The sequence below is a fragment of the Rhodoferax sp. genome (genome assembly GCF_030653815.1).
In the GTDB taxonomy this organism is placed as follows: domain Bacteria; phylum Pseudomonadota; class Gammaproteobacteria; order Burkholderiales; family Burkholderiaceae_C; genus Rhodoferax.
Map to the genome: position 1 here is coordinate 55,274 of NZ_JAURYQ010000008.1, position 13,613 is coordinate 68,886.

General features: G+C 58.5%; 9 protein-coding genes. All 9 read right to left on the bottom strand.

Annotation, left to right across the window (positions count from 1 at the left end; translation table 11 throughout):
- Positions 1 to 64: 64 nt before the first annotated feature.
- The gene (locus tag Q7U49_RS02835) at positions 65 to 3,490 is read right to left on the bottom strand and encodes an ATP-dependent helicase (protein ID WP_304762239.1); all 3,426 of its coding nucleotides are present in this window, start codon (positions 3,488 to 3,490) and stop codon (positions 65 to 67) included.
- Between the two features lie 2 nt (positions 3,491 to 3,492).
- The gene (locus Q7U49_RS02840) at positions 3,493 to 4,086 is read right to left on the bottom strand and encodes a hypothetical protein (RefSeq protein ID WP_304762240.1); all 594 of its coding nucleotides are present in this window, start codon (positions 4,084 to 4,086) and stop codon (positions 3,493 to 3,495) included.
- Positions 4,083 to 4,874 (bottom strand): RNA polymerase sigma factor, encoded by a 792-nt coding sequence (locus Q7U49_RS02845; protein WP_304762241.1) that lies wholly within the window; start codon positions 4,872 to 4,874, stop codon positions 4,083 to 4,085. Before Q7U49_RS02845 ends, Q7U49_RS02840 begins: the two co-directional genes overlap by 4 nt.
- A gap of 53 nt (positions 4,875 to 4,927) precedes the next feature.
- A complete protein-coding gene (locus Q7U49_RS02850) occupies positions 4,928 to 7,147 on the bottom strand; it encodes a S8 family peptidase (RefSeq protein WP_304762242.1) in 2,220 nt (739 codons plus the stop codon).
- Positions 7,144 to 8,298: an ATP-binding protein gene (locus Q7U49_RS02855; RefSeq protein ID WP_304762243.1), complete on the bottom strand. Its 1,155-nt coding sequence runs from the start codon at positions 8,296 to 8,298 to the stop codon at positions 7,144 to 7,146. The genes Q7U49_RS02850 and Q7U49_RS02855 overlap by 4 nt, the downstream gene beginning before the upstream one ends.
- Before the next feature lie 781 nt (positions 8,299 to 9,079).
- Positions 9,080 to 10,549 carry an NAD-dependent succinate-semialdehyde dehydrogenase gene (locus tag Q7U49_RS02860; protein WP_304762244.1) on the bottom strand — a complete coding sequence of 490 codons (1,470 nt, stop codon included), beginning with the start codon at positions 10,547 to 10,549 and terminating at the stop codon, positions 9,080 to 9,082.
- A 38-nt stretch (positions 10,550 to 10,587) separates the two neighbouring features.
- Complete coding sequence (gene speB, locus Q7U49_RS02865) at positions 10,588 to 11,529, bottom strand: agmatinase (RefSeq protein ID WP_304762245.1); 942 nt, start codon at positions 11,527 to 11,529, stop codon at positions 10,588 to 10,590.
- 8 nt (positions 11,530 to 11,537) lie between these two features.
- Entirely contained in the window at positions 11,538 to 12,362 is an 825-nt protein-coding gene (locus Q7U49_RS02870) for an ABC transporter permease (protein ID WP_304762246.1), read from the bottom strand.
- Positions 12,363 to 12,367: 5 nt separating this feature from the next.
- On the bottom strand, positions 12,368 to 13,609 hold the full coding sequence (locus Q7U49_RS02875; RefSeq protein WP_304762247.1) for an ABC transporter permease: 1,242 nt from the start codon (positions 13,607 to 13,609) through the stop codon (positions 12,368 to 12,370).
- Between the last annotated feature and the right edge of the window lie 4 nt (positions 13,610 to 13,613).

Here is a 13,613-nt window from a genome sequence, read left to right on the forward strand (position 1 = left end):
GGATTGCAGTTTTCTTGGCCTTCAATAAGTCAATCGCGGCGGATTCCAGGACCGGAAAGCCGATTCAAACATTTTTTATGGTGATCGCGCCGGCCGGAAGGTCGCCGCAGATGAAGAAGCTGGGGCAACGTGGGCAAGCGCGCGCTTCTTCCTTCACAGGAAATTCGCCGGCGCGGACGCGCCTGACGATCTCCTGGACCTTCTCACTGCGCGTTTTGAGCTTTCGCTCGGTGATCTCCAACGGCTGCGTCGTCTCGCTGGTCAGGTATGTGACCTCGACCTGGGCCGACCCACCATAAGTCTGCATGGTCGCGAGATGGAGCAGCGTGTACTCGATGTCATCGAAAGCGTTGGACCTTGGTTTGCCGGTTTTTACCCGCCGAACGACGATCTGCCCCTTGTCGCCCCGGGCGACACTGTCCGGCCGGACGAGAATTTCGCCTTCCACCCACCCGAGCGAGATCGGCGCTGCCGGTGCAGGTACGCCGCGACTTCGAGTTTCGATGAGGTAGCCCACCAGCCGGCGCGCGATGCACCGGTAATCTTCCGCATAGCCATGGTCGACTGCTCCCTTGGCCTGCCATGCCTGGTCGAAGCGCGCGCCGAGTTCGGCTTCGTTTGGCACCGTCATCTCATGCGTGATCTTCAACCAATCGAATACGTCCCCGACAACGTTGTGCATCTTCATGAAGGCCGTTTCCGTACGGCGACCTCCGAGTTTCAGGACGTGGGTGTAAAAAAAGCGACGTGGACATCGCTCGAACAGGTTGACCTGGCTATCGGTCCAGACCGGCTTTTGCGCCCAGGCAACTTGCAAGCATGAATTCGGCCGCGGCTTGACACGCCGCTGCGGTGGATTGGGCGAGTGGATCAGAAGGTGTCGGATGGAGGCCAGGAACTTCGATGGATTGCGCGCTTTGCCGTCGGACTGAACCGATGATGCATAGAGAAAGAGCCGATCACGGGCGCGGGACAGCGCCACGAAGAACAGGCATTCCTCTTCTTCATCGTGCCCAGCTTTCACCGCTTCCAATCCGGTGATTCCATCTGAGCCATGAATCAGACCGTCTGGCGGCACGCAGCGCGGTGCCATGTTGTTGCGCGGCAGACCTGAGGTCACCATGCCGGGTATGTGCACGGTGTGAAACTCCAGTCCCTTGCTGGCATGGATCGTCATGAGACGTACCGCATCGATGCCGTCGACGACTCCTGGCAAATGGCGCAAGCCGCGGTCCTCCGAAAGCAGGACGAGTCGGCGAATTCGATCAAGAAGGCGCGTGCAGGGGGCACCCGCACCCGATGGTTGTTGACGGCAGAAGTTGAGGAATTGCCACAGCGCCAGACCTTTCATTCTGCTTTGGGCGTCGCCTGCCAGGTACAGGGCCTTGGCGAGTCCAAGATGGTCGATCACCCAGGTGGACAAAATGGTCCAAGGATTGCCGGTCGGGCTGATCCCATCGAAAAGTTCGGCCACGCGCGCCAATGTGGCTTTGCTCGTTCCGGCGAGTTCCGGTGGCCAGCTCCCTGCGAACCGCCAGTCGAGCGCCGCAACTTTGCTTTCGCGCAGTCGCTCGATGATCTTTACGACATCTTGCAGCGGCAGCTTGTACGCCGGCATCGTGGAGGCCCGCACCAATCCGACGACATAGGGGTCGCTCAGCATGGAGAGCAAGGCGAGGAGATCCTTGATCTCAGGTCGCTCGAACAGACTCCCAAGGTGGAGTACCGGGATGCCTCTGGCTTCCAGGCCCTCAGCGATTTCGCTCAGACGGGCGTTGGATGCGCACAGAAGGGCCTGTTCGCGGTAAGCCGTTCCCGCGTCGCGTTGGGCCTGGATCGCAGCGGCCACCGTCGAGATTTCATCATCCGTTGTGCTCACAACCCTGAACTCTGGTGCGACACCAGAGGCGCCTCGGCTCGCTTTCAAATGCAATGGCAATGCGCCAGTCGATGCCTTCATCGTGCCGGAGAAGGCCGTGAAAACATCGATGACTTCCTGTCGAGACCGATAGTTGATACCCAGTTGATCAACTTGAGCACCGGGAAAATCCAAGGCGAACTGGGCCATGTTGGTGGCCGATGCGCCGCGGAAGCGATAAATGGATTGACGGGCATCGCCAACAACCCAGAGGTCACGTCCATCACCGACGATAGCTTTCAAAAGACGTACGGAAGAACGGTTCACGTCTTGGTATTCGTCGACGAGGACATGCGTGTGCCGTGCCCTTAGTGCATTCCTCACTTCGGCATCGGCTTCGACAAGGCGTACAGGCTGGGCGACGAGATCGCCAAAGTCGATCAACTGCTTTGCAGTCATCAGGCGCTCGTAGGTTTCGTAGACCAAAGCGACTTCCAGGCACTTCTCAGCACGCATCGCCGCATCGGCATCATCAGCGCAGTTCTGTGCCATGGCTTGGGCCAATGCCCGGTAGCCAACAGCGTCAATCACCTCGTCCTTGGCGCGTGAAATCGCACTGAGCATGTCGCTGAGATCGAGCGCTGGGTCCCATAGGTTGCGATAGTGGTGCAACGGGAGTCGCGGCAACTCGTCTTCCAGCAATTCGATGCCTTCGGATCGATCAATGAGACGAGGGCCTGCAGGTAGTCCCAGCTTGTCGTGAAAACGGCGGACGATATCCAAGCCGAATGCATGAAACGTACCGATCCACATCGCTGCGGCAGCTTTTGGGTTGCTTGCGGCGAGTCGCTCGCTCAACTCGTTCGCCGCCTTGTTGGAGAACGTGAGGACAAGAATGGACATCGGGTCCACGCCGTCAGTCAGAAGACTCTGGATACGCTGCACCAGCGTTCTGGTCTTGCCTGTGCCTGGACCGGCCTGCAACTGGAACGCAGTGTTGCGATGGTTGGCAGCCGCAATCTGGGTCGGGTCTGGAGTCAATACCGCCGCTGCGGCGGCAGGCTGCATGGATGCGGTTGGCTCCATCGGCAGGAGCAGTGCATCCAGAAGCTGTTGCTGGACTACCTGCAAGGGTGCGCCAAGGCGATTGGCGATGTCGGCAGAAGAGCAGCCACCATCGACGTGGTGATGACGGGCGACCGAGCGCGGTAACAAGAGTTCGCGGGCGAAGAGGTCCATACGGACCTCACGGCGTTCCCGGGCGCCATAGTCAAGCACTCTTTCGATGCCGACTGGCGCATCCTCCACCGAACGGTCTGGTTCGACTTCCTCCGTTACCACGTCCTGAACGCCACCTTCCAAGACGACATGCCCCAGTTCATGAGCGATCAGAAAGGCGCGGTCGAACACCGCACCAGTATCTTCATACAAAATGCTTCCGGCTTGGCTGTCGAATACCGCACGCCCGCTTTTCAGTGCGGAGTCGCCCTGTGGCAAAGCATACACATCAAGGTCTCGCCGAGCCGCTTCGCGGCTGACGAGTTCAAGCAGGTTCCATGGATCGTCGCCCGCTGCGACCGCCGCTTGATGGATGCGTTCTGCCTCACGCCGTGTGGCTTCGGTCGCATCCATAGCTAGTCCCGCAGTGCCTTCAGCGCCTCTTGTTGGGCTGGCGTGAGTTGGGAAGTCTCAACGGCCTGCTCGAACGATATCTGCTCGGTCACCGCAGGCTTCACGCTCGATCTGAAACTCAGACCGGACACTATGGTCGGTGGATTGTTCAAATACGCAGACACGGCGTCGACAGTCGCACCTAGTTCGCCGGCGAGCCGTTGAACGAGTTGCCTCGGAATGGTACTTGCGTCCACTGCTCGGTCACGAAAACGCATCAACAATAAATTGCTGATGTTCAGTCTTTGAGCTACAGATTTAAACGCAGAGCGAGTCAATTGAACAAATGGATCCGCGACCGCAGCGTTCTGTGCCGAGCCAATTGCTGTCTGAAATTGCTGCCAAGCCTTTTCGACAACCTGTTCAGACGACACCTGCAGTTCATCGTCGCCTCGGGAGGCATCAATCATCAATTCAATCGAGCAGTCCACCAGTGCATTTGCATGTTCTGGATACAGGCTCAGATATTGCTCCAATGTTGTGCGGTCATGTGAGGGTTCAACGGAGAACGCAAGAAGAACCTCTTCTTCATTCAGTTTCGAATGTTTGACGCTCATAGTTCAGCCTCCTCTTCAAGAATGGCCTTGAGAGCTTTGCAGGCACGATCACGGCGGTTACGAACCGTCCTTTCGTCACACTGCAGAATACGTGCAATTGTCATGACATCTTGTTCCTTGGCATCAATCGGAATTCCTTTCAAAAGAAGACCGATGACTTGCTTTTGATCCGGGGGTAAGCGGTCAATCGCAGCAAAAAGCACCGACCGGAAAGCAGGATCGTCAATTTTTTGAGGGTCGCCGCTCAAAAAGTTCTCCAGAGCAACTTCGACCTCGGGCGAAACCTCGGGGCCATCCGCATCCTGGGATCTCAGGGGGACAGTTGTTACGTCACCGACTACCGCTTTGAATTTGCGCAAAACGGACGTTCGAAGCGCGACCATCGCTTGATCGAAGTGAACTTCGTAAAAATCCAGCATATCAGCTTGTGAAGCGCAATCTTTTGTGACCAATACGACAAATCGGTTAATGACTTCGTCACGAATATCGGTTGCGCTGCCGATACGAGAGCTCCAGATTTTCGAACGTAGTGACTGGTCTACGCGTTTCATCAGGAGGCGATATATCTTCTCGAACTGGCCATGTTCGCCATCTGCCCAGGCTCGCCGTAGGAAATAAAGCAGGACCTCCGTTGGCACATGCTCTGGGGCCGTTCTTGATACACCAGCGAACTGTAGAACTCGTGATGCCGCGTCAACAGACTCCAGTTTTTTGATCCAGGCCTCAATTGCGGGAGGGCGCTGGTAAGGCGTTCCGTCCTTGTCCTTGCGTTTAAGCGCTTCCGGCATTCCTTCTCCAGTGATGTTGGTTAGGTGGGGTGAATGGGGCTTGGCGGGTTGCGCTATCGAATACGAATCGGCAGCGACACTTGCGGCTGGATCGGCACCAACGTTTTGGCGTAGGCGCGCAGGATGTCGTTGTAGAGGTCGGCATGTTTCGGGGCTTCCACCGTGATGATCAGCGCGTAGCGGATTTTCTCGGCACCTGTGGCGCGGCCCCCTGACTCGCGAGCGTTGTAGTGGATATCGAAGACGGGGTTGTCAAGACTGCTACCGAGCATGCCTTTGGCACCGTGGAGGACGGTTTCCCATTTGCCGAGGTCTGAGCGGCGCTCCTCCTCGGTGGCGTACTTCTTCATGTCGAAGAAGCCCTTGGTGTCGGCATTGGCCTTGCCGTCCTTGATTTTCTTGTCACTGGGCCGGAACACAATCTCCAGCCCTGCGCGCGTATAGGCCGCCGCATCCTGCGGATCAGTTGGCGATGCGTAGCAAAATGTTGCCTTGAGGCGCACTTTGCCGTTCAAACCCCCAGCTGGCAGGGGTAGCGTGGCACGAAGGTACTTGCCGGGTTTCAACTCGCCCTGGTAAACCACACGCGCTACGCCCGCAGGGCAGGTGATGATCTCCATCAGGTCTTCTGGCACTTTGCCCCAACCTACCTCAACTTTGTCGTGGGTTGATGCATCGGCCGCATGGACCAGCAAGGCTTTGATTGCCAGTGGTGTCAACTCGGCACCCAGAATGGCGCGGACGCCCACTGCATTACGCAGCAGGTAAGGAGAGGCGAAACTGGTGCCGAGTTGTGGGGCCAGCAGCGGTTTCTTTCCCGGGGACAGCACATGAAAATACTTGGCCGCATCTCCGCCAAAAGCCATCAAATCCGGTTTGACTACACCTGGGCTGCGGCCGGGGCCGATGGCGCTGTAGGGTGCTCTTGCCCACCCCGCTTCGGTACCGTTGGTGGCACCAACGGCCAGTGCGTTCACGCAGTCCGACGGCACCTGTACTCGGGCATTGCCGACAGAGCGGTCCATTTCGCCGTTGTTACCGACCGCGACGGTCATCAAGGTATCGCCGTCGGCTAACAGATCATCAATTACCGAGGTCCAGGCGTGAACGTCGGTGTCTTCGATGGGCAGGTCAGGCCCAAGGCTAAGATTGACGAACTGGTATTGGCGCGACAGCAGAACCTGTTCGACAAAGCCCAAAGTGCGATACAGCTCCAGGGGGTCTTCCGCATCGGCATCCTTGTCGAGTACACGTAAGTGATCAACATAGGCAAACGGGCGTTGCGCGGTGCCGTTTGGCTGGATGGGGCCGAACAGGAATGCAGAAGTCACCCCGAGACCATGTTCCAAGCCTTGTGGATCGTCTTCGGCATTTTCATCAAGAACCCGGTATGACCGCAGCCAGGGACCGATCGCATGCTCTTTCGGCAAGCCGCCGTCCAGGATGGCCACCTTGGGCTCGGACGAAAACGGCTGTTCGGTCGGCAGGCTGCAACTGACCGTCACGCTGCCCGTGCGATGCACGGGGCGCATGCCGCGCAGCCTGGGCATTGGCCGGATCACACGCACGAATACAAACTCCGCCAGCCGATCAATGCTGTCATGCTTACCTTCGACCGGAACGAACCACATGTTGCCTGCCGTGAAGCCGAGGTCACTGTGGATTTTGACGTCTACATCTTTCGCGTATTTGGCGAACGCCCGCTGGACAAACAAATGGTTCTCGTCGGGCAACAGGTGAAGGCCTACTTCAAAGAAGCGATCCTTCTTGTGCCCGTGGCTGACGATTCGCTCCTGGGGGGCGAATACAGAGAACTTCTCAATATGCGCGAGATCACCGGCTTCGTCTGATTCGGGTTCGATGCCTTTGGTCCAGGCTTTGAGATGGCGAAATGCTTGACGCTTGCCGGCGACAAACAACTCAGTTGTTGTGCATTCCCTGGTGGGGCCTTTCTTTGTCCAGCCGTCCGGGGTTAACTTGACGGTTCTGCTGCCTACTGATTCCAGGCCGACGGTACGCAGCATCGCCACTGGAAAGAACGATCGGGCGATGTAGCTGGGATTCATCGTCAGGCGTGCAACGCCAAAGTCACCGGGGCATGCTTGCGATGGCAATGCGTCCAGCGCCGCAGCTGCGTCAGAAAACTGGGGTGTTAGTCGCTCTCTGGCCTGCTGCAAGGTATAGACCTCAGCCTTGCCCGGCATGCGTTTTGGCCCCTTGATATCGTGTGTGAGCAGTTCGCCGCGTCCGATCAGAAAATTGGTTTGGCTCATGCTTCAAGTTCCCTTTTCGATGTTTTCTTTGTGGTTGACGGCTGTTCGGCGGTGTACTTACGGATGGTGTCTCGGCTTACACCTGTGAGCTCGGAGACCGTGTGCTGTGACAGACGGGTCTGTTTAGCCAGCAGTACGGCCAGATCAATGCGCGCCTGACGATCCAGCACAAGAGCCCGTGATTTGACGAATTCTTCAATCAGGTCGGCATCTGATGCCGTTCCAAGTGCCACCGCGCGTCGGAAGCGCTGGATGTCGCGCTCAATGTCGCTGAACGACTCGCCATTGAAGGCGAAAGTCAGGATGTCAATCCAGCGACCAAACAATGCAAAGTCTGGACCGAGAAATCGCTTGATGGCTGCTTTGACGGCTGGTGTTTCTGGCGTCTTGAAATTGACGACCAGATCGAATCGGCGCCACAGCGCCGGATCGATCAGCTCCGGATGGTTGGTGGCCGCCAGCAGCAGGCCCGTGGCAGGCCACTCATCGACCTCCTGCAGAATGACAGTGACAAGGCGCTTCAACTCGCCGATGTCGGTCTCGTCGCTACGGCGTTTGGCAACGGCATCGATTTCATCCAGCAAGAGTACGCAGGGACTGCGTTTCGCGAAATCAAGTGCAGTGCGCAGGTTGCTCCCACTTCGTCCGAGCAGGCTGCTCATGACGGCGGTCAGGTCCAATACATACAGCGGGACCTCCAATTGCGCAGCAAGCCAGCGTGCTGTCAATGTTTTGCCAACGCCTGGTGGTCCGACAAAGATTGCCGAGCGCGTCGGGCTTAATCCCATTGAGGCGAGGCGTTCCGTCTGTCGACGCTCCTGAATGAGTTGACTCAACGTCTCTTCGAGGCTGATTGACAACAACGGCTGCTCTCGATCTGGTGTGTCCTTGAAGACTTTCAGAAGTGAAAGTCGTGACTCGTCATCGACCGGCAATGTTTGGGTGGGTAGGGCAGGCTGCATGGCCTTGCGCATGGGGGCGCTTGCTCGATGCGTCTTAGTGCGTAGATAGAGGTCTAACTGTTCAGCCAGCTCTGGGTCGGTGTTGCGGTACTTCCGGACTAGCCGGGCCACGAACAGGCGTACATCTTCGCTCTGCTCGGCAAGAGCCAGTCTAATGACTTGGGCTAAATCTGATTGAACTTCGTTCATTTCGTCCAACATTTATGTAAATAATTGATTTTAAAAGAAAAAATATAATTTAAAAGTGGAATAAGAAAATTATCTCACGTTTTGAAGCGACTGTGAAGGTGTGTGGGGATCTGGTGCCGAATTCAGGCGAGTCATGCTGGCGGCACATTGCATAACGTGCCCGGCTGGCCCCGAGCGTCCGCCAGTAAGGGCGGCGGTGTTGGCAGGCTGCGCCACTTGCTATCCGGACTGGTTTGTTCGCATCGATATTCGACAAAGCAGCAATATTTACTGCGCAGTGAATCTTGTTGACCCACGCAGGGCATCCCGGCGTTGCCGCCGTCGGGCTCGCGGGCGTTGCCCCACGCCTCGTACCGAGTTGCGCCCATGCGGCTTTGATCCCTGACGCCTCCGGCCTCTACTTCGTTCCTGGCCTGCGCGCTGCGCTTGCCTTTCGTGACTTCGTTGAAGGTGGGTTGGGTGGTCTTGCTGTTTCCTTTTAGCCGTATCTTGAGCTTGATCGGCGGATGTGGCGTGGTCTACGTCCTGGAGCGGTCAGGCTGGATTGAAGCTGATTGTGAATGCCTCAACATTTTTGTTTCGACGCAAAATTCCCAAAGTGATCTTATGTTTGGCGTAGGTTTTGGCGTAGGTTTTTGATCTACCAGGTATGTTTTCATTGGTAGATTGATTTCTACCATTGAACTACACCCGCGTATGACCTGAAAGGTCTTCAAGAGGCGCTAGTGTACATGCTCGCAGCCACCCCTTTGGGGAGCGGCGCCTCGCAGCGATAGGCCCGTTATTTCAGGATGTCACCGATGCACAGGTACTTGATTTCCACGTAGTCATCAATGCCGTGGTGCGAACCTTCGCGGCCCAGGCCGGATTGCTTGACGCCACCAAATGGCACATGTTCGGTTGCCAGAATGCCCACGTTGATGCCGACCATGCCATATTCCAGCGCCTCGCTGACGCGGAAGATGCGGCCCACGTCGCGGCTGTAAAAATAGCTCGCCAGACCGAATTCGGTGTTGTTGGCGGCATCCACGGCTTCCTGCTCGGTCTGGAACTTGAAGATCGGGGCGAATGGGCCAAAGGTTTCTTCCTTGGCGCACAGCATGTCGGCGGTGGCATCAGCCACCACGGTCGGCTCGAAGAACTGGCCACTTAGGCGTTTGCCGCCCACCAGCAAGCGGGCACCCTTGGCCACCGCATCGTTCACATGGCGCTCCACCTTTAGCAGCGCGGCTTCTTCGATCAACGGACCCTGGTTGACGCCGTCCTCAAAACCATTGCCGACCTTGGCGGTTTTGACCTTGGCGGCAAACTTGGTGACGAATTCGTCGTACACGCCTGCCTGCACGTACAGGCGGTTGGAGCAGACGCAGGTCTGGCCGGCGTTGCGGTATTTGGAGGCAAAGGCGCCTTCCACCGCGCTGTCGATGTCGGCATCGTCAAACACGATGAAAGGCGCGTTGCCGCCGAGTTCGAGCGAGAGTTTCTTGACGGTCGGAGCGCTTTGCGCCATCAGGATGCGGCCCACTTCGGTCGAGCCGGTGAAGCTGATGTGGCGCACCACGTCGCTGGCGCACAGCACCTTGCCCACGGCAATCGAGTTGTCGGCGTCGGCCGTGATCATGTTGAGCACGCCGGCCGGAATGCCGGCGCGAATCGCCAGCTCGGCCGCCGCCAGGGCGGTCAGCGGGGTCAACTCCGCCGGTTTGATGATGACCGTGCAGCCGGCGGCCAGCGCGGGCGCCACTTTGCGGGTGATCATGGCAATGGGAAAGTTCCAGGGCGTGATGGCGGCGCAGACGCCAATGGGCTGACGCAGCACCATCAGGCGGCGGTTGTTGTCAAACTGGGGCAGGGTTTCGCCGTTGATGCGCTTGGCCTCTTCGGCAAACCACTCGACAAAGCTGGCGCCGTAAGCCACTTCACCCTTGGCTTCCGGCAGCGGCTTGCCCTGCTCGGCGGTCATGATGCGGCCCAGGTCGTCCTGATTGGCCATCAGCAGGTCATACCACTTGCGCAAAATGATGCTGCGCTCTTTGGCGGTCTTGCTGCGCCAGGCCGGCCAGGCGGCATTGGCGGCGGCGATTGCAGCTTCGGCCTCAGCCGGGCCCAGGTTGGCCACGTCGGCCAGATGGGCACCGGTGGCGGGGTCGTTCACGGCAAAGCGGCTGGCGCCAGCGACCCATTGGCCGTTGATGAGGGCGTCGGTCTTGAGCAGGGAAGGGTCTTTCAGCAGGGACAGGGGAGATGACATGGTGCGTGTTCCAAAAAATGTGGGGTGACTGTTGAATATTAACGTCTGGTGACTCCGGGCAGGACGCACAGCATTTCGTACAGCAAATTGGCCCCGAGCAGTGCGGTATTTCCGGAGGTGTCGTAGGCGGGTGAGACTTCCACCAGGTCGCCACCCACCAGGTTGAGCCCGTGGCAGCCGCGAATGATTTCCAGCGCCTGCGGCACGCTCAGACCGCCAATTTCGGGCGTGCCGGTGCCGCCTGCATAGGCGGGGTCGATGCCGTCGATGTCAAAGCTGAGGTAGCAGGGCGTGGTGCCGATGTGGGCGCGGATTTTGGCCATCAGGGGCGCGAGCGACTGGTACCAGATTTCATGCGCGGGCACCAGGGTAAAACCTTGCTGGCGCGGCCAGTCGAAGTCGTCAGAGGCGTAGCCGCTGCCGCGCAGGCCGATCTGGAACACCTTGTGACAATCCAGCAGGTTTTCTTCAACAGCGCGGCGAAACGGCGTGCCGTGCGCAATGCGCTCGCCAAACATGTCCGGATTCACGTCCGCGTGCGCGTCCACGTGCACCAGGGCTACCGGGCCGTATCTGGTGGCCAGGGCGCGAAGAATGGGCAGGGCGATGGTGTGATCACCACCCAGCGTCAAGGGAATGCAATTGGCAGCCAGCACGGGTTCGTAAAACGCCGTGATGATGGCCAGCGACTTTTCCAGGGAATAGGTGTTGATGGGCACATCACCCAGATCGGCCACCTGCAGGGTATCAAAGGGCGCAGCGCCGGTGGCCATGTTGTAGGGCCGGATCAGGCTGGATTCGGCGCGAATCTGGCGTGGCCCAAAACGCGCACCAGGACGGTGCGAGGTGCCGATGTCGAGCGGAATACCAATGAACGCCGCATCGAGTCCTTGCGCCGACTCGACCACAGGCAGGCGCATCATGCTGGCAATGCCACCAAAACGTGGCATGGCGTTGCCTGACAGAGGCTGATTTTTCATTGTCGTGCTCAATGCCTTCTGCCGCGCAACCACTCCAGCACCAGCATCAGCGACGTGGTGAAGATGATCAGCAGGGTGGCCACGGCGGCAATGGTTGGGTTGATGTTTTCGCGGATGCCGGTGAACATCTGGCGCGGCAGGGTCACCTGGTCGGGACCGGCGATGAACAGGGTCACCACCACTTCGTCAAATGAGGTGGCAAAGGCAAACAGCGCACCCGAGATGACGCCCGGCGCAATGATCGGCAAGGTGACGCGGAAAAACGTGGTGAGGTGGCCGGCGCCCAAGCTTAAAGATGCGCGGATCAAATTCTCATTGAAACTTTGCAGCGTGGCCAGCACGGTGGTCAGCACAAAGGGCGCCCCCAGGGCCGCATGCACCAAAATCAGTCCCAGATAGGTGTCATTGAGTCCAATTTTTGCGAAGAACAAATAGGTGCTCACCCCCACCACCACAATCGGCACCACCATGGGTGCGATCAGCAGGCTCATCAGCAGGCCCTTGCCCCAAAAATTGGCCCGTGCCAGGCCAACTGCGGCCATGGTACCAAGAATGGTGGCCAGGACGGTGGCCAAAGGCGCCACGATGAAACTGTTGCGGGTGGCACGGCTCCAGGCATCCGATGTGAACAGGTTTTCATACCACTGCAAGGACCAACCGGGCATGGGGTAAGCCAGGAATGAACTGCTTGAGAACGACAGTGGCATGATGGCCAGGATCGGCAGCAGCAAAAACAGCAGCACCAGCACGCCGACACCGCGCAGTAAATACCAGCCGATCTTGTCGGGCAGGGTGGCGTAGGCTGGGAATATGGGGCGGGCGGGAAGTGACATGTGGTTTATCCCAGGCTGAGTTCGGACTTCACCACACGGCGGTACACCGCGTACAGCACCAAGGTGGCAGACAGCAGCACGGCGCCCAGCGCGCAGGCCATGCCCCAATTCACGGTGACATTGGTGTACTGGGCAATGTAGTAGCTCAGCATTTGGTCATCGGGCCCGCCCAGCAGGGCCGGTGTCACGTAGTACCCAATACTCAGGATGAACACCAGCAAGCCGCCGGCGCCCATGCCCGGAAAAGTTTGCGGCATGTACACCCGGAAAAACGCCGCCAGAGGTGAGCTGCCCAGCGACACGGCCGCCCGCAAATAGGTGGGGGGCACAGACTTCATCACGCTGTACAGCGGCAAGATCATGAACGGGAGCAGGATGTGCACCATGGCGATGATGACACCGACCCGATTGAACAGCAGCGGCAGCGGCTCGTTGATCAGGCCCAGGTCCAGAAAGAATCGGTTGATCACGCCGTTGGTTTGCAGCAGCACGATCCAGGCGGCAGAGCGCACCAGCACCGATGTCCAGAACGGCACCAACACCAGAATCATCAGGATGTTCGCCTGGCGCGGCGTCAGGGTCGACAGCCAATAGGCCAGCGGGTAACCCAGCAGCAGGCAGAAGACGGTCACCACAGCGCTGACGCTGAAGGTGCGCATCAGGATTTTGAAAAAAGCCGCTGACTCGGGGTCGACATTGACAATCTCGCCTTGAATGTCGCGTTTCAGGTCGACCGAGGCCAGCAGGTAGTCGGGTGTCCAGCGCGAACCATTTTTTGCGATGGCGCGCCAGTAGTCCAGTTCGGCCCAACGCGGGTCGAGTTCCAGCATGTGCGCCTTGACTTGCGCGGGGTTCAAATCCGCTGGGAATGGCAGGGCGCGGAAAGTCCCCATGACCAGTGAGCGGGCACCGCTAATTTCGCTGTTCAGGCGGCGTGCCAGGTTTCCTGCGTCAGACTGTTCGGCAATGTGGGCGAAGTCTGTCGCCAGTGCCGCGTAGGCCTCATCTGGCGGGTTGGAGGTGCGGTCCCATTTGTCCAGCACCTTCACGGTCTGCGCGAGCGTGCTGGCCACCTCGGGGTTTTCGACGGCGCGCATCAGCAGCGCGCCGATCGGCACGATGAAGGTCGCCAGTAAAAAAATCAGCAGCGGCAGAGTCAGAGAGATGGCAAAGACCTTTTTGCGGCGCTGCGAGCGTCGCAACTGTGCCGCCAGGTTGCCAGGAATCAGGGTCGTAGCGACAGTCATTGCC

Coding starts and splice junctions, on each gene's coding strand:
- Q7U49_RS02835 (WP_304762239.1), bottom strand. CDS start 3,490: ATGGATGCGACCGAAGCCACACGGCGTGAGGCAGAACGCATCCATCAA.
- Q7U49_RS02845 (WP_304762241.1), bottom strand. CDS start 4,874: ATGCCGGAAGCGCTTAAACGCAAGGACAAGGACGGAACGCCTTACCAG.
- Q7U49_RS02855 (WP_304762243.1), bottom strand. CDS start 8,298: ATGAACGAAGTTCAATCAGATTTAGCCCAAGTCATTAGACTGGCTCTT.
- Q7U49_RS02870 (WP_304762246.1), bottom strand. CDS start 12,362: ATGTCACTTCCCGCCCGCCCCATATTCCCAGCCTACGCCACCCTGCCC.
- Q7U49_RS02840 (WP_304762240.1), bottom strand. CDS start 4,086: ATGAGCGTCAAACATTCGAAACTGAATGAAGAAGAGGTTCTTCTTGCG.
- Q7U49_RS02850 (WP_304762242.1), bottom strand. CDS start 7,147: ATGAGCCAAACCAATTTTCTGATCGGACGCGGCGAACTGCTCACACAC.
- Q7U49_RS02860 (WP_304762244.1), bottom strand. CDS start 10,549: ATGTCATCTCCCCTGTCCCTGCTGAAAGACCCTTCCCTGCTCAAGACC.
- Q7U49_RS02875 (WP_304762247.1), bottom strand. CDS start 13,609: ATGACTGTCGCTACGACCCTGATTCCTGGCAACCTGGCGGCACAGTTG.
- speB (WP_304762245.1), bottom strand. CDS start 11,529: ATGAAAAATCAGCCTCTGTCAGGCAACGCCATGCCACGTTTTGGTGGC.